General features: G+C 63.3%; 14 protein-coding genes and 1 pseudogene. 4 read left to right on the top strand and 11 right to left on the bottom strand.

The annotated features are described in order from the left end of the window. From NKH36_RS23095 to NKH36_RS23085, 3 genes are all read right to left on the bottom strand, one after another. Positions 1-867 carry a carbohydrate ABC transporter permease gene (locus NKH36_RS23095; RefSeq protein WP_352963337.1) on the bottom strand — a complete coding sequence of 289 codons (867 nt, stop codon included), beginning with the start codon at positions 865-867 and terminating at the stop codon, positions 1-3. A 5-nt stretch (positions 868-872) separates the two neighbouring features. Continuing rightward, positions 873-1,766, bottom strand: coding sequence for a carbohydrate ABC transporter permease (locus NKH36_RS23090; protein WP_352963335.1), 894 nt, complete (start codon positions 1,764-1,766; stop codon positions 873-875). 145 nt (positions 1,767-1,911) lie between these two features. Beyond that, positions 1,912-3,231: a type 2 periplasmic-binding domain-containing protein gene (locus NKH36_RS23085; RefSeq protein WP_352963332.1), complete on the bottom strand. Its 1,320-nt coding sequence runs from the start codon at positions 3,229-3,231 to the stop codon at positions 1,912-1,914. A gap of 159 nt (positions 3,232-3,390) precedes the next feature. On the opposite strand from NKH36_RS23085, the pseudogene NKH36_RS23080 reads away from it, so the two are divergent. Together NKH36_RS23080 and NKH36_RS23075 are read left to right on the top strand one after the other, a co-directional pair. Next, positions 3,391-4,158: pseudogene (locus NKH36_RS23080) on the top strand (IclR family transcriptional regulator); the annotation flags it as partial. Positions 4,159-4,248: 90 nt separating this feature from the next. Continuing rightward, complete coding sequence (locus tag NKH36_RS23075; RefSeq protein WP_352963428.1) at positions 4,249-5,085, top strand: amidohydrolase family protein; 837 nt, start codon at positions 4,249-4,251, stop codon at positions 5,083-5,085. Positions 5,086-5,091: 6 nt separating this feature from the next. On the opposite strand, the gene NKH36_RS23070 is transcribed toward NKH36_RS23075, so the two are convergent. The 8 genes from NKH36_RS23070 to NKH36_RS23035 are packed head-to-tail and all read right to left on the bottom strand — an operon-like array spanning position 5,092 to position 12,616. Further along, positions 5,092-6,057 (bottom strand): ABC transporter permease, encoded by a 966-nt coding sequence (locus NKH36_RS23070; protein WP_352963331.1) that lies wholly within the window; start codon positions 6,055-6,057, stop codon positions 5,092-5,094. Positions 6,058-6,062: 5 nt separating this feature from the next. Continuing rightward, a complete protein-coding gene (locus NKH36_RS23065) occupies positions 6,063-7,013 on the bottom strand; it encodes an ABC transporter permease (protein ID WP_352963328.1) in 951 nt (316 codons plus the stop codon). After that, positions 7,010-7,741, bottom strand: a complete 732-nt coding sequence (locus NKH36_RS23060) for an ATP-binding cassette domain-containing protein (protein ID WP_352964629.1) — start codon at positions 7,739-7,741, stop codon at positions 7,010-7,012. The genes NKH36_RS23065 and NKH36_RS23060 overlap by 4 nt, the downstream gene beginning before the upstream one ends. Further along, entirely contained in the window at positions 7,734-8,471 is a 738-nt protein-coding gene (locus tag NKH36_RS23055) for an ATP-binding cassette domain-containing protein (protein WP_352961790.1), read from the bottom strand. The genes NKH36_RS23060 and NKH36_RS23055 overlap by 8 nt, the downstream gene beginning before the upstream one ends. Positions 8,472-8,528: 57 nt before the next feature. Further along, a complete protein-coding gene (locus NKH36_RS23050; RefSeq protein WP_352961792.1) occupies positions 8,529-9,716 on the bottom strand; it encodes an ABC transporter substrate-binding protein in 1,188 nt (395 codons plus the stop codon). Between the two features lie 21 nt (positions 9,717-9,737). Further along, entirely contained in the window at positions 9,738-10,895 is a 1,158-nt protein-coding gene (locus tag NKH36_RS23045) for an extracellular solute-binding protein (RefSeq protein ID WP_352961904.1), read from the bottom strand. A 5-nt stretch (positions 10,896-10,900) separates the two neighbouring features. Then, positions 10,901-12,061, bottom strand: coding sequence for a CaiB/BaiF CoA transferase family protein (locus NKH36_RS23040; protein ID WP_352961794.1), 1,161 nt, complete (start codon positions 12,059-12,061; stop codon positions 10,901-10,903). Positions 12,062-12,064: 3 nt separating this feature from the next. Further along, positions 12,065-12,616 (bottom strand): MaoC family dehydratase, encoded by a 552-nt coding sequence (locus NKH36_RS23035; protein WP_352961796.1) that lies wholly within the window; start codon positions 12,614-12,616, stop codon positions 12,065-12,067. 191 nt (positions 12,617-12,807) lie between these two features. Here NKH36_RS23035 and NKH36_RS23030 point away from each other — a divergent pair, with 191 nt between their 5' ends. Both NKH36_RS23030 and NKH36_RS23025 read left to right on the top strand, forming a co-directional pair. Continuing rightward, entirely contained in the window at positions 12,808-13,905 is a 1,098-nt protein-coding gene (locus NKH36_RS23030) for a lactonase family protein (RefSeq protein ID WP_352961798.1), read from the top strand. Positions 13,906-14,008: 103 nt separating this feature from the next. Continuing rightward, complete coding sequence (locus NKH36_RS23025) at positions 14,009-15,526, top strand: S10 family peptidase (protein ID WP_352961800.1); 1,518 nt, start codon at positions 14,009-14,011, stop codon at positions 15,524-15,526. Position 15,527: the final 1 nt, after the last annotated feature.

Raw genomic sequence — 15,527 nt, 5'->3', positions numbered from 1 at the left:
TCAGCCTTTCACCGCGCCGGAGGTGAGGCCGCCGACGAGGTGTTTCTGGACGATGAAGGTAAGCGTGAGCGCCGGTATGATCATGACCACGGCCAGCGCGCACATGCCGCGCCAGTCGATGGTGAACTCGGCCGTATAGTCGAGCAGGCCCACCGGCAGCGTCTTGGAGTTGATCGAGCGCGTCAGCTGCGAGGCCAGCGCGAATTCGTTCCACGAGGTGAGGAAGGCAAAGATGCCGGCTGAGGCGATGCCGGGCCCGGCGAGCGGAAACTCGACCTGCCAGAAAGCCTGCCAGCGCGTGCAGCCGTCGATCTGCGCCGCCTCGGCGAGGTCTTTCGGCACCTGGCGGAAAAAGCCGTCGATCAGCCAGATGGTGAAGGGCACATTGAGTGCGACATAGACGAGGATCAGGCCGAAATGCGTGTCGATGATGCCGAGCCGCGCAAAGACGAAGAACAGCGGCAGCGACAGTGCGATGCCGGGCACCGTGCGTGTCAGCATCAGGCCGAGGAACATCGCCGACTTGGCGCGGAAGCGATAGCGGGCAAAGGCATAGCCGCCGGCCATGCCGATGGCGATCGCGATCACCGTCGAGGTCACCGAGATGATCAACGAATTGCGGAAATAGTCGAAGACCGGGATGCCGCCCTTGCCGACGCCGCTGAACATGGCGACGTAGGCGTCGAGCGAAAGCTCCTGCGGGATCCACACCGGCGGCTTGGCCATGATCTCGACGGTCGGCCGCAGCGATGACAGCACGATCCAGATGCCGGGCAGGCAGATGACCAGCATGGCCAGGAACAGCGCGATGCCGTGAGCGATGCCGAGCGCTTTGCTGCGGACGCGATGCAGGCTGTTCTGGTCCATCCTCACTACTCCGCCGCGATCTGCGTGCGCGCCGCGGCGAGCTTGTGGTAGAAATAGACGGTGAACAGTATCGACAGCAGGATCGAGAAATAGGCCATCGCGTTGGCCATGCCCATCCTGGCGTCGCTGTAGGCGGTGCGGGCGACGAGCGTCCAGACGAGTTCGGTGCGGCCGGCGGGGCCGCCGTCGGTCATGATCTTGACGATATCATAGGCGCGCGCGACGTCGAGCGAGCGGATGGTCATGGCGATGAAGGCAAACGGCATGATGAAAGGCCAGGTGACATAGCGGAATGTCTGCCATGGCGTGCAGCCGTCGACGCGGGCTGCCTCGACCGGTTCGCGCGGCATGGCCAGCAACCCGGCAAGGATCAGGATCGCGAACACGGAAGTCGACGACCAGATTTCGGCGGTGAGGATGGCGATGAAGGCCAGGTTGCCGTCGATCAGCCATGGGATGGCGCGGTCGGTCAGGCCGAGCGCCTGCAAGGCGTTGTTCACCAGGCCGATATTGTCGTTGAACATGAATTTGAACTGGAAGCCGACGAGGATCGGCGAAAACATCATCGGGAACATCATGATGGTGCGCAGCACCCGCTGTCCGCGCGAGGCTTTCTCCACCAGCAACGCCAGCCCGAGCCCGATCAGCATTTCCAGGTTGAGCGCGACCGTCAGCAGCACAACGGTGCGGGCGAAGGCAATCCAGAAATCCCCGTTGTTCAGGATGTTGATATAGTTGCGCGCGCCGATGAAGACCCAGAGTGTCTCCGGCTTGGTCAGCCGGAACGGCGTGAAGCTGGAGTAGAGCGAAAGCAGCAGCGGCAAGACCACCACCGCCGCCAGCACGATGACCGCCGGAAGCAGGAGCAGCAATGGCGGCGAGGGTCTCCAGCCTTTCATGTCGATCCGGTTCTGGTTGGTGCCCGGACACCGAAGGCCGCCATCGGCGAGCTGGGATCAAGACAAAGCGTGTTGCGCATGGTCGGTCTAGAAACAGGTCGGGGGCGCCGCTTTTCGATAAGTGCAGCGCCCCCTTGGAAAGATGTCAAAGCTTGCCGGCGTCTTCGAGGATCTGGGTGGCCTTGGCGGCAGCGTCGTCCAGCGCCTGCTTGGAGGTCTTGTCGCCGAGGATGGCCGCCTGCAACTCGGGATAGACGGCGTTGGAGATTTCGATCCATTCAGGTGTCTGCGGTACGGCGAAAGCGTGTTTTGCCTGTTCCTGGAAAGCCGCCAGCACTTCCGTCTTGTAAGGATCTCCGGCCGCTTGCTGGATGTCCCAGTCCCACACCGCCGTGCGGGTCGGCAGTGGTCCGCTTGCTGCTTCAAGCTTCTGACTGTCCTCGTTGGTCAGGAACCATGCCAGCGATGCCGCGGCTTCCTTGCTGGCACAGTTTTCGGTGACCGAAAACCCGTGATGCCCCGACCAGCCGGTGCGAATGCCGGCCGAACCCTTCGGCGCCACCTTCACGCCGACATTGCCGGCGACCTTCGATGACTTCGGGTCATTGAAGAACCCTGCCCAGCCTGGCCAGTCGAGGTTGATCGCGACCGTGCCCGAGGCGAAGCCCTGGCCGAGATCATCCCAGAGATAGTTGGTGGTGCCGGCCGGCACCGCCTTGGCCTTGTAGAGATTGACGAACCAGTCGAGCGCGTGCACGCCGGCCTCCGAGTTGAAGACGGGCTTGCCATCCTTGTCGAGATATTCGCCGCCATCGGCGATGAGCATCTCGTAGAAACGGCCGTTGATCGCCTCTTCCTTGCCGGCGAACTGGGTGCCGTAGAAATCCGGCGGGCTGGCGAAGAATTCCGCCTGTTGGGCGACTTCGTCCCATGTGTCGGGCGGCACCAGTTCCGCGCCGTATTTGGCCTTGTAGGCGGCCTTCTTGGCTTCGTCCTGGTAGAGGCTCTTCTGGTAATAGAGCGCTGAGACGTCGAACTGCGCGCGCGGCAGCATCACCAGCTTGTCGTCGAGTGTCGAAGCCTTGATCGTCGACGGCACGAAGGCGCCGATCTCCTCCTTGGGCAGCAGCGCGTTAAGATCGGTGTAGATATCGGGATATTGCGGCGCAAAGGACGAGTGGTTCGAGCCGACACACCAGTTGATGCTGCCGGACGCGATGTCCGACTTGATTTCCTTGTCGAGCTCGAAGTGGTTCTTCTTCGAGATCACGTTGACCTTGGCCCCGGTCAGCTTTTCCCATTCGCCGATGCGCGCGTAGAGCCCTTCATATTGCTGGCCGCCGATCAGCTTGGCGTCGACGGTGACGCCGTCGAACTTGCCGGGCAGTTCGGCAGCAAAAGCAGCGCCCGCGCCAAGTGCAAGCAGCGCCACGCCGGCCGTCAGACCGTAAAACAGTTTCGTCATTGGTATCCTCCCAAGAGCCTGCGTCGATCCACAGCGAGGTTTGACCGGCCGCTTCATTCATATACAAACAAAACATTTATGCAGGCGTCAAGTTGAAAGTTCTTTCCGGATGCGGACCAGTGTGCGTATATGAAAGCCAAAATTCACTGGGGAGTGACTATGGCGGAGGACGACGACGATGACCGTTATCGCGCCCCGGCGCTGGACAAGGGGCTCGACATCCTCGAGCTTCTGGCCGGGGTCGACGGCGGCCTGACGCAGGCGGAGATCGCCAAGAAGCTCGACCGCAGCCCCAACGAGTTCTACCGTATGCTGGACCGGCTGGTGCGACGCGGCTACGTCACGCGGCCCGACGGCGACCGTTATTCGCTGACGCTCAAGCTGTTCGGGCTGGCGCAGTTGCACGCGCCGGTGCGGCGGCTGGTTTCCTATGCGACGCCGCTGATGCGCGAGCTTGCCGAAACCTCGCAGCAGGCAAACCAGCTTGTCGTCTTCGACCGCGGTTCTGCAGTGGTGATCGCACAGCAAGAAGCGCCGGACTACTGGGGCATCTCGATTCGCGTCGGCTCGCATATCAGCCTGTTCGACACCGGCTCCGGCCATGTACTGCTGGCGTTCCGCTCATCGGAAGAGCGGCAGATGATGATCTCCGAACATCTGCGCAGCACCGACAAGCCGCCTCAATCGCCGGAGTTCTTTGCCCGCCTCGACCAGATTCGTGAACGCGGCTATGAGATGATGGCGTCGATGCAGACCGCCGGGGTGTTCAACCTGTCGGCACCTGTGCTTGGCTCGGACGGCAGGGCGATCGCCGCACTGTCGATCCCCTACATAACCCTGGTCAACGCACCCAAGGCGCCCGATATCACCAGGACAATAGAGCTGTTGCTGGCAGCGACCGAAAAGCTATCGCAACTGGCGGGAGCAACGGGCCAAGCAGGCGGAGTAAATTCTTATTTGAATGAACAATTTCTCCGTGAGATAATTTTGAATCCGCCGGAGGAGGAGCGCGCCGTCATGATTTTCGATACCCATCTGCATCTAATTGATCAGTCGGCGCTGCGCTATCCCTGGCTCTCCGGCGTGCCGGCGCTCAACCGCGATTTTTCCCTCGACGAATATGCAATCCAGGCCCGCCGCGCCGGCATAGAGGGCGCATTGCATATGGAAGTCGATGTCGATCCAGCCGACATCGAGACTGAGACCAGTCACGTAAAGGCGCTGTCGCAACAGAAGGACAGTTTACTGCGCGGGGCAATCGCCTCCTGCCGTCCGGAAGAGCCGGGCTTTGCCGCCTATCTCGAGCGCCAGCGCGCCGATCCCTTCGTCAAGGGTTTCCGGCGGGTGCTCCACGTCATGCCGGATGAACTCTCGGAGGGCTCGCTGTTTCGCGAAAACATCAAGCGGCTTGCCGGCACCGGCCTGACCTTCGATCTCGTCGTTCTGCCGCATCAGATACCCAAGGCGATTGCGCTTACTGACCTCGCGCCGGATGTTCAATTCGTGCTCAACCATTGCGGCGTGCCCGACATCAAGGGCAGCAGTGAGCATCCCTGGCACGAGCACATGGCCGAGATTGCGCAGCGCCCGAACGTCGTCGGCAAAATTTCCGGTGTGGTCGCCTATGCGGACGCCGGATCCTGGACTGTCGAAACGCTGCGTTCCTATGTCGAGCACACTATCAAATGCTTCGGCTGGGATCGCGTCGTGTGGGGCAGCGATTGGCCGGTCTGCACGCTTGGTGGCGGGCTTGCGACCTGGATTGCGGCGACGCACGCGCTGCTTGGCGGTGCAAGTGCCGACGAACGGGAAAGGCTGCTGGCCGGCAACGCAAAGCGGCTGTGGAGTTTGTGAGCCACCTCAGATCGTCGCCGATACGTGCCGCTCGCGGCCGTAAAGCGAAACCAACAGCACGATGACCAGGCCAAGTGCAGCCTGCACGGTTGAGGGCCGAAAGCCGAGGCCGATCAGCAGGGTGTTGATCTCCGTCAGCACCAGCACGCCAGCGATGGTGCCGAAATAACTGGCGCGGCCGCCGACAAGGGCCGCGCCGCCGACCACCACAGCCGCGATGGTCTGGAACAGATAGGGCTGGCCGACATCGCCATAGGCCGAACCGGTGAAGCCGAGCAGCAGCACGCCGGTGGTGGCGGCGAAGAAGGCGCTCGCCGCATAAGTCACCATCCACATGCGAACGGGGTCGATCAGCGCCAGCGGGGCAGCACCTGGGTTGCTGCCGAGCGAATAGAGGCGGCGTCCGTAGGGCGTACGTGCCAGAAACAGCGCCACCAGCAAGGTTAGCACCGCGACGCATGGCACCAGCGCCGGCACCGGCAGCGGCCCGACTGAACCGCCAATCGAGACGAAGGCGGAAACCGCTTGCGGCGCCGATCCGGATGGAAAGCCGCCGGTCCACAACAGCACGGCGCCTTGCACGATCATGCCGACGCCGAGCGTGACGATCAGCGGGTGGATGTCGAGCCCACGCGAGATCAGGCCGTTCAATGCACCGATCAGCATGGCGAGCACGCCGACGATCAGGCAGACCAGGGCAAAGTGCCAGCCGCCGCCGTAAAGCTGCGCGGCAACGACATTGGCGAAGCCGATGATGAAGGGGATCGACAGATCGATGCCGCCCAGAATGACGACGAGGGTCTGGCCGATCGACGCCACCGCCAGCAGCGAAGCGATGACCAGCAGCGCACGGATGGCGAACGGCTGGGAATAGCCCGGGATGAGCAATGTGCCGAGAAGATGCAAGGCGGCAGCGACGGCAAAGGCGCCGGCGACGCGGGCATTGGTGGACTGAAACCAGGTCTGGCGCATGCTTCTCAGCCTTTCCGTCCCGAGAGCCGTTCCTGCAGCGCCGTCATGATGACGGCCACGACCAGAATGACGCCATAGGCGATCTGCAGCATATAGGTGGAGACGTTGAAGGCGGTCAGCACGCTCTGCAGCAGGAAGATGTCGATGGCGCCGATCGCAGCCCCAGCAAGACCGCCGCGCCCGCCGGCAAGGCTGACGCCACCGAGCGCCACCGCGGAGATGGCGATCAGCGTGTAGGTCGGCCCGATGTTGGGATCGGCCGAACCGATCAGCGCGGTCAGCATCAGACCCGCGCAGGCGGCGAGTACGCCGGTCATGACATAGGCGATGAAACGGACTTTGGTGACTGGAACGCCGGCCGTGTAAGCGGCGCGGTCGTCGCTGCCCACCGCCATCATCTGGTCGTAATAGGGCGTCTGCCGCACCAGCCACCAGAACAGGAAGATCAGCGCCAGCGGCAGTGCCGACCAGGGCCCGGCCATAGCCTTCAGCCAGGCCGGCGCCGGGCCGATCGGCGCTGGCAGGATGGTCAGCGTCATGCCGGTGAGGATCAGATAGGTGCCGAGTGTCGCAACGATCGGCTGGATGCGAACGATGGTCGCCAAAAAGCCGTTGGCAGCCCCGACGATCGCGCCGATCAAAAGTGCGGTCGGCACGATGACCAGCGGCGAAGACATGCCGAGCTTGAGAAACAGCAGCTGGATGACGATCGCATTGACGAAGCCCATCAGCGGCCCGACGGAAATGTCGATGCCGCCGCGCCCGGCGAGGATCACCGGAGCCGAGGCGAGCGCTGCGCCGATCAACGGTGCGGCGAGCCCGATCAGCGCGCCCCATGCGGAAGGATGGAAGCGTGACGGATTGAGCAGCAGATTGACCGCGATCAGGATGACCAGCAGCACCGTCGCAAAGCCCGCGCCGCGCCATCGCTCCGCAATGCGCCGAAACCCGCTCATGCCGCGCGTCCGAACATGGCGGCGATCACCGTATCGCTTTTCATCTCGTCTCCGGTGATTTCAGCCGCCACCTGCTGTTCGCGGAAAACCAGCACGCGATGGCAAAGCAGGAGGATCTCCTTGATCTCGCTCGACAGGATGACCAGAGCCATGCCGTCCGCCGCCAGTCCCCGGAACACATCGTAGAGGACATGGCGCGTCGCCACGTCGACACCGCGCGTCGGATCGTTGAGCAGCAGGATCGCCGGCTCCAGCGCCAGCGCCCTGGCCAGCAGCACTTTCTGCTGGTTGCCGCCGGACAGCGTGGTGATCGAGGCATCGGGCCGCGGCGCGACGATGGAGAGTTTTTCGCGGTAGGCCTCGTAGCGTCGCCGCCGCGCGGCGAAGCTGAGCAGACCGAAACGCATGTCGCGCGACAAAGTCGAGACGGCAAAATTATCGAGCACCGATTGGGTCGGAAAGATGCCGGTCGCGCGCCGGTCGCGCGGCAAATAGGCGATGCCGCTGGCGACCGCTTTGCGGAAGCTGGTGATCGCGCGCGCATCGATGGTCACATCGCCGCCGGCCGGCCGTTCCAGCCCGGCCAGCACTTTCAGGAATCTCTCCTGCCCATGGCCGTCGAGACCGGCAAGACCGATGATCTCGCCCGGCGCAATCGTCAATGTCACGGGGCTTGCGCCCGGCGCGATCACCAGGCCGCGCACCGAAAGGCTGGCGCGCTCAGCCATGAGCCAACTCCGCCGCCGCGCGTGGTGCCATCGCCTTGAGAAGCTCGGATGCGGTGGACGTGCCGCGTTCCTCGGTCGTCACCACGCTGCCGCCGCGCAGGACGGAAATCCGGTCGGAAAGCGCCATCACCTCGTCCATGCGATGGGTGATGAACAGGATCAGGCAGCCTTCCGAGGCAAGCTTGCGCATCATGGCGAAAACCGCCTCGCGGTCGGCGAAGTCAAGCGCGGCCGTCACCTCGTCGAGAATGAGAATGCGCGGGTTGCGAACCACGGCGCGGGCAAGCACCACAAGCTGCTGAACGGCCAGCGGCAATTGCCCGGCCAATTGGTCGAGCGGAATCTCGGTCACCGCGAATTGGTTCAGCACCGCTTGCGCGCGCTGCCGCCGCTCGGCGCGCGGCACGGTACGCGTCAGCAAGCCGTCGAGGCCGAGCAGGATGTTGTCCGTCACTGAACGGTCAGGTGCGATCAGCACTTCCTGGAACACGGTGGCGAAACCGGCGGCCTGGAACGCCGCCGGCCCGAAGCCGGCAAAGGGCGCCCCATTGAGCAGGGTCGTGCCGCTGTCCGGCCGGACAATTCCCGACAGCAGCTTGACCAGGGTGCTCTTGCCCGAACCGTTCTCGCCCAGGATGGTGTGGATCGTGCCGGCACGGAACGCGATGGAGGCATTGGCGAGAGCGACCGTTTCGCCATAGCGTTTCGAGACACCCTGGACTTCCAGCATGAGGGATTCCTGATAAGGAAAGCCGGCTCCACCTGCACGGAGCCGGCGTTCATGAGCTTACTTGGCGCAGGCGTCCGGCACCTTCGAATAATCCCAGCCCTTGGTCGGCGCGGGATTGGCGAAATAGGCATCGAGCCATTCTTCCGGCATCGGATCCTCCGGCGGAACCGGGAAGATCGAGACTGCGTCCGCCGTCATGCAGTCCTTGTACCAGGTACCAAGGTCGGCACTGTGGACCGGCGGAATCGGGATCAGCAGCGTGTTGAGCCTCGGCTTTTGTCCGTCGAGCATCCGCGCTCCGATGCGGAACAATGTCTCGGCGGTCCAGTGCGGCAGAACCGCATGGCCTTCGAAGCGATATTTGTCCGGATTGGCTTTCCAGTAGCCGAGCGCGTCGCCGGTGATCGAGCCGGTGATGAGCGGGGCAGGGCGGCCGGCCTCGGCAAAGGCCTCGGCGACGACGCGGCTTTCGCTGCCCGTCGTCCACACCGCATCGATCGGCGCCGGATTGGTGGCGATCGCCTGCAATACCGTCGTCTTCGTGACGTTGGCCGTCCAGTTGCCGTTGACGCTGCGCGAGACCTTGAGCTTAGGGTTCTCGGCCAGCGCCTTGTCGGCGCCCTGACGCTCCTGCACGACGATCGGATGACCTGCGATGCCTTCGACCAGAAGTATGCTGCCGCCGTCTGGCATTGCCTTGCCGATCGCCGTCATCATGTCGTAGCCCCAGCGCGCATAGTTGGAATCGACATTGATGGCATTCGGGCTGGTCACCGACCCAGCCGCCGTGATGAAGGGAATGCCGGCCTTTGCGGCGGCATCGATGGCGTCGTCCAGTGCCGTCGCCGAGCCGGGGATCGAGGTGATGATCGAGCATTTCTTGTCGATGAAGGCGCGAATCTGGTTGATCTGCTGGCTGGCGTCGTTGTTGGAATCCGACACTTCGAAGCTCGCCACCGTACCGTCGGCGATCAGCCCTTCGACAAGCCGCTTCAGCTCCTTGGTGACGCTGACACGCCACGGATTGCCCTGATAGGATTCCGAGTGGCACCATTTCCACGGCTTCGCCGGCGGCGTGAAATTGTCCCACGCCGATGGCAGGATCTTCTGCGGCGCGCCGTCATATTGCGCCTTCAGTTCAGTTGGCAGTCCAGCGATCACGCCCGAAACGTCCTGGGCGCAGGCAATCGTCGTGATCGACGTAAAAGCGGTTGCAGCCACAAGGCCGCGGATCAGGCAGTTCATTTTCTCCTCCATTAAGTTGTTTCAGGCTCCTCCACCGGCAGCGCCGGACCCCCGCGACGGGAAACTCTCCAGAAACAGGCGATTGAGATCGGCGACGACGCGGCCGGCATCGTGCTTTTCGGCCAGGCCGAGATTGATGCGATCGGACGCCGCCTGCTGGAAGGCCATGTAGCCATCGTGGCGTGGCCTGACCCAGGCGCCTTCGAGCGTGGCGCGCGTGTCCTTGTAGAAATTGCCGGCGGCTGCATTGACGGCTGCATCGTCCCAAGCTGCGGCGTGGCCGGGCTGGCCGCCGGCCGACGCATAGGGGCCGCGTTGCACCTCGCCGCTGGCTATCCAGTAGGCGAAGTCGATTGCCTCTTGCCTCGCCCTCGAAAAGGCCGACGCAGCAATGCCGGTTCCGCCGAGCGCCGAGCCGACCGGACCGGCGTCGCCCGCAGCCGGAATGTCCGCGAAGGCAAGGCGGTTGGTCCGGAATCCGGCAATGGCGTAGGAGACATAGCCGTAGATCAGCGGCGCGCAGGCGATCCGCGAGCCGGAGCTGGCCATTTCCTCCAAGACGTCGATCGGGTCCATGCCAAGGCAGGCCGGATCGACGAGAGCCGCGATCTCGCGCATCATCTCGAGAACCTGTTTGCCAGTTGTTGGGTCCAGATGATCGCAAGGCTCTTCGACGGCGGGCCGGCCGAGATTGCCGGCAAGCGTGTAGAACACCATCAGCGAATGCGGCGGCCTGAGCGGCAACAGCACGCGGCCTTGCCGCGCCAGATCGAGCATTTCGCTCCAGCTCGCTGGCTGAGCGGAAAGCATGTCCGGCCGCCACGCCTGCACCTGGCTCGCCGTGTCGATCGGAAACGCCCACTGCCGGCCTTGCCAGTTGTAGCTCGGATAAGACCGGCCGACGCTGCCTGCCGCCAGCGCCGCGCGCTCCGCTTCGCGGCCCGCGACGTCGAGCGGCGCCAAACAATTCTCGGCGGTGATCTGGCCGACATGCGGATGATCGATGACGATCAGATCATAGGCGCGGGCCAGTTCCTCGACCGGGAAGGATTCGAAATCCTGCAGCGAGCGTTTGTCCCATTCAATCGTGACACCGGTCCGTTCCTTCCACAGCGCCGAACAGGCGACCATCGGGTCATAGCCGCGCGGATGGCTCCAGGTCATGCCTTTGAGCGTCATGTCGCTCACAGTCCGAACTCCTTGCGGATCTTTGCGCTGTGCTCGCCGATGCGTGGCGCGGCGCGCTCGACCTTCGCGCGGACGCCATCGACCCTGAGCGGCGAGCGCGTGGTGAGGATCGAGACATCATCCTCGCGCGTCACGGTCTGCAGCATGTCGAGAACCTGAAAGCCCTCGCTGGCCATCATTTCCGGCCAGGTCAGCACCTTGGCGCACCAGATGTCGGCAGGCTCGAGGATGGCAAGCCATTCGTCGACTGTCTTCGTCGCGATGCACTGGGCGATGATCGCCTTGATCTCGTCGCGGGCGGTGAACCAGGTCGACGGCTGATCGCGATAGGGCGCAAGCTCTTCGAGCCCCAGGAGATCGGCGAGCTTCGAGATCGGCGTCATGGCAATCGCCAGATAGCCGTCCTTGGCCGGATAGACGCCGTAAGGCGCCGACAGATAGGCATGGGCGCTGCGGAAGGCTGATCGCCGCGGCAGACGGCGACCGTCATTGAGGTGCGTGGTCAGCACCTCGAACTGGAAGTCGACCAGCGCTTCGAGCAGGCTGGTCTCGACATGGCTGCCGTTGCCGGTCACGCCGCGCCGCACAAGGGCTGCCAGGATACCTTGCGCGGCGGCGGAGCCCGCCAGCATGTCGGCGATCGCCAAGCCGAAGGGCACGGGTCCCTGGTCCTCGTCGCCGTTCAGCCACATCACGCCGGAACGGGCTTGCGCCAGCAGATCCTGACCGGGCCGCTTGACCCAGGGGCCTTCCTCGCCATAGCCGCTGATCGAGGCATAGACCAGGCGCGGGTTGATCTTGCGCACCGCCTCAAAGTCGAGGCCCAGGCGCTCGATGACACCGGGCCGGAAATTCTGGATCAGCACGTCGGCCTTGGCCAGCAGCCCGCGCAACACCGCAAGGTCGGGCGCGTCCTTGAGGTCGATGGCAAGGCTTTCCTTTGCGCGATTGATGGCGTGGAAGATGGTGGAATCGCCGCCGATCTCGGTGTCGCTGAGATAAAGCCGGCGCGACAGGTCACCGCCATCCGGCCGCTCGACCTTGATGACGCGGGCACCGAGGTCGAGCAGCCGCAGCGAGCAATAAGGCCCGGACAGGAACTGGCTCATGTCGACGACGACGAGCCCGGTCAACGGCAATTCGGCAGTGGCGGCCATCGCCTATTTCTCCGTCTTGCCGGCGAAATCGGCCGGATCGCGATACTTCACCGTCTGCAGGTGCTCGCAATAAAGCACGAGCTCTCCTTCACCCTTGAAGACTTCATAGCTGGCGCGGATCAGCCCCATCTCCTTGTATCGGGGTTTCTTGTCGAGGTTGGAGCGGATCGAATAGATCGTGTCGCCGATGAACACCGGCTTGATGAAGCGCAATTTGTCGTAGCCATAGGAAAAGGCGTTGATGCAATTGGTGGCGACGAGGCCGAGCCCGGCCGAGAACACGAAGGCGCCGGCGACCAGCCGTTTGCCGAAAATGCCTTCTGTTTCGGCGAACATCTGGTCCTGCACGTACGGGTGGATATCGAGCACCAGCGCGTTGAAAAGGTGGCTGTCGCCCTCTGCCATAGTCCTGCGCAGCGAGCGGATTTTCTGGCCGACCGGCCAGTCTTCATAGAACCAGTTCTCCGCGTTCCAGATGGGGAGATCGGCGTGGTCCTTCGGCATGTTGGCGGGGTGTGTTGACGCCACGCCCACGGTCGGTGCGAAACCTGTCATGACAGTGTCCGTTGGAAGCACGGATCACCCGCCCGGACGCGCCGCGGACCAGCGAATTGCATGATCGATCCTCCCGTCAATCTTCTTTTGTGAATAGTATTTTCACATATGGGGTTGTGTTGCAAGCGTGAACAGGCGAGATTTTGCCCCAATCCGCGGCGGGCAAAGCCGGCGGAACAAGGGAGGATTTGATGCAGAATGCCTGTCTGGTCTTCGTTGGCAGCCTCAACCGCGAGGCGCCGTATTTTCAGGGCGCGCGCGGCGTCGGGCTCAGCGTTTATAGTTTCGACGAGGAGACGCTGGAGACGCGGAAACTGACTGAGACGGGTGACGTCGACAATCCGACCTTCCTGTCGGTTACCCCGGACGGCTCCCACATCTATGCCAATTCCGAAGTGTTCGCCTGGCGCGAAGGCGTCGTCTCGGCCTACCGCTTCGATAGGCAAACCGCTACGCTTTCCTACATCAACAAGCAGCCGACCCTTGGCAGCATCACGGCGTACAACACCATCACGCGCGACGGGACGAAGCTGCTGGTCGCCAATTACGGCATGGGCGAAGGCGGTCCCGATCGTTCGGTCGTGGTTTACGGGCTGCGCGAGGATGGCGGCTTGACTGCGCCGTTGTCGAGCGTCGCCCATGCCGGAACTGGTCCCGATACAGTTCGTCAGGAACGCCCCCATGCTCACAGTGTCACCGAGACGATTGCCGGTGGCGTGGCGATCGTCGCCGATCTTGGCATCGATCGGCTTGTCTCGTACCGCGTCGGGCCTGACGGCGGCCTGACCAGACTGGCGGAGTCGGTGCTTGCCTCAGGCGCCGGCCCACGTCACGTGGCGCTGCATCCGGGCGGGCGCTTCGTGTTCGTGATGAACGAACTCGATTCAACGGTCGTGTCGCTTGCGTTCGACGATGTCCCAGGAAGACTGTCGGTCATCGACACGAAGCCGGCGGTGCCGGTCGAGGCGCGCGACGGCAATCATTGTGGCGACATCCAGATTTCGCCCGACGGCCGCTTCCTCTACGGATCCAACCGCGGCCATGACAGCGTCGTGGTGTTTTCCGTCGACCAGCAAACAGGCGCGCTTGCGCTGGTCGATTATACGCCCTGTGGGGGCGCTACGCCGCGCAATCTGGCACTGACACCCTCGGGTCGCCATCTCTTCTCGGCCAACCAGAACGCCGACCGCATCTCGATTTTCGCGCGCGACCCGGCAACGGGCCGGCTGGCCGACACCGGGCGGTTTATCGATGTCGGCACGCCGATGTGCGTGAAGATCGTGCGTTGAAAGCCATCGGCCTCCTTCCAGCAGCGAAGGGCCTGCACGATCCTGTGATTTCGGCTGAACCATCAGCGTGGTAGCTTCCAGTCGTTTCCGCTCCGGAGTCGTCATGCGTACCAAGCTGCTAGAAATCACCCTTGCTATGCTGCTGCTGGTTGGCGGCCTTCCAGCCGGCCATGCGCAAGTGGCCGAGCGGCCGTCGCCTTCGGGTGGAGTTCTGTCGCTGCTTCCGCCGCCCCAGGTCTCCGATCATTCGATCGTGATCGCGGGACGTACGCTCAACTATCAGGCGAAGGCAGGCACGCAGTCGTTGCTGTCCGGCAAGGGCGACGTCACTGCGGAAATTTTTCATGTCGCCTACACGCTACGGCCCGAGCCAAGCCGGGAACCTGATCCCCAGCGCCCGATCACCTTCGTATTCAACGGTGGTCCGGGCGCGGCTTCCGCCTATCTGCATCTCGGCGCGCTCGGTCCGCGCGTGATGGCGACGGCGGCCAATGGAAGTTTTCTTCCATCGCCGCAGAGGCTTTTGGACAACCCGAACACATGGCTCGACATGACCGACCTGGTCTTCGTTGACCCGGTCGGAACGGGTTACAGCCGCGAAGCACCCGGTACCGAGGCACGCAGCTTCTGGGGCGTCAACCAGGACGCCGCCGCGATGGGCGCCTTCATCCGGCTATATCTGGCACAGGCGGGCCGCACTGCGTCGCCGGTGTTTCTTGCCGGCGAAAGCTATGGCGGGTTTCGGGCGGCACTGCTTGCCAAGACGCTTCAGGATGATATCGGCATCAGTCCTCGCGGCATCGTGCTCATCTCGCCGGCGCTCGAGTTCACACTCGTGCGGCCCGACGAGTTCCAGCCGCTTCACTGGGCGCTTGAGCTCCCGTCGCTGGCGGCGGTGCGCCTGCGCAGCGAAGGCGTCACCGGTTCCGAGTTGCAGGAGCGGTTGGCCGATGTCGAACGCTATGCGCTTGGCGACTATCTCGTCGCGCTTGCCAGCGGGCTCGAAGAGGGTGGGCGCCTGGCGAGCCCGCGCGTGGCCGAAATCACCGGCCTGCCGCTTGAACTCGTCAAACGAAACTTTGCACGCATTCCCACAGCACTCTTCGCCAGAGAGTTTGCACGGGCAAGGGGCAATGTTCTCAGCGCCTATGACGGCACGATCGAAACGGCGGACATCGCGCCGGAAAGCCTGAGATATAGCGGTCCTGATCCGGTCCTCGACCGAAGCGTGCCGGTGCTCACTTCCGCCTTTGTCAGCTATCTGCGTGACGAATTGAAATTCCGCACCGATCTCAGCTACCGGCTCCTCAACCGTGAAGTCAGCGGCAATTGGGATTACGGGACGAGCCCGACGCGTCAGGGCTATGTCGGCGTGATGGATGACCTTCAGCAGGCGCGCGCGTTGAACCCTGGCCTCGGCGTTTTGATCGTCAACGGCTACACCGACCTGGTGACACCCTATTTGGTCTCACGCTACCTCGTCGGCCAGATTCCTTCGCTTCCTGGCGCAAAGCCTATCCGCGTCGACCTGCTGGAAGGCGGCCACATGATGTATTTCAGGCCAGATAGCCGGCGCGCGCTGAGAGAGGCCGCGACGGAACTTTACCAAACGCCGAAATGAA

This window comes from Mesorhizobium sp. M1312 (genome assembly GCF_040318115.1).
In the GTDB taxonomy this organism is placed as follows: Bacteria; Pseudomonadota; Alphaproteobacteria; order Rhizobiales; family Rhizobiaceae; genus Mesorhizobium.
Note: the sequence above shows the minus strand (reverse complement) of the source record. Positions and strands in the feature narration are given on the sequence as shown.

Excerpts from the sequence above, each read along its gene's own strand:
- NKH36_RS23095 (WP_352963337.1), bottom strand. The coding sequence starts at position 867 with ATGGACCAGAACAGCCTGCATCGCGTCCGCAGCAAAGCGCTCGGCATC.
- NKH36_RS23025 (WP_352961800.1), top strand. The coding sequence starts at position 14,009 with ATGCGTACCAAGCTGCTAGAAATCACCCTTGCTATGCTGCTGCTGGTT.
- NKH36_RS23040 (WP_352961794.1), bottom strand. The coding sequence starts at position 12,061 with ATGGCCGCCACTGCCGAATTGCCGTTGACCGGGCTCGTCGTCGTCGAC.
- NKH36_RS23030 (WP_352961798.1), top strand. The coding sequence starts at position 12,808 with ATGCAGAATGCCTGTCTGGTCTTCGTTGGCAGCCTCAACCGCGAGGCG.
- NKH36_RS23065 (WP_352963328.1), bottom strand. The coding sequence starts at position 7,013 with ATGAGCGGGTTTCGGCGCATTGCGGAGCGATGGCGCGGCGCGGGCTTT.
- NKH36_RS23045 (WP_352961904.1), bottom strand. The coding sequence starts at position 10,895 with ATGACGCTCAAAGGCATGACCTGGAGCCATCCGCGCGGCTATGACCCG.
- NKH36_RS23060 (WP_352964629.1), bottom strand. The coding sequence starts at position 7,741 with ATGGCTGAGCGCGCCAGCCTTTCGGTGCGCGGCCTGGTGATCGCGCCG.
- NKH36_RS23070 (WP_352963331.1), bottom strand. The coding sequence starts at position 6,057 with ATGCGCCAGACCTGGTTTCAGTCCACCAATGCCCGCGTCGCCGGCGCC.
- NKH36_RS23050 (WP_352961792.1), bottom strand. The coding sequence starts at position 9,716 with ATGAACTGCCTGATCCGCGGCCTTGTGGCTGCAACCGCTTTTACGTCG.
- NKH36_RS23055 (WP_352961790.1), bottom strand. The coding sequence starts at position 8,471 with ATGCTGGAAGTCCAGGGTGTCTCGAAACGCTATGGCGAAACGGTCGCT.
- NKH36_RS23085 (WP_352963332.1), bottom strand. The coding sequence starts at position 3,231 with ATGACGAAACTGTTTTACGGTCTGACGGCCGGCGTGGCGCTGCTTGCA.
- NKH36_RS23090 (WP_352963335.1), bottom strand. The coding sequence starts at position 1,766 with ATGAAAGGCTGGAGACCCTCGCCGCCATTGCTGCTCCTGCTTCCGGCG.
- NKH36_RS23075 (WP_352963428.1), top strand. The coding sequence starts at position 4,249 with ATGATTTTCGATACCCATCTGCATCTAATTGATCAGTCGGCGCTGCGC.
- NKH36_RS23035 (WP_352961796.1), bottom strand. The coding sequence starts at position 12,616 with ATGACAGGTTTCGCACCGACCGTGGGCGTGGCGTCAACACACCCCGCC.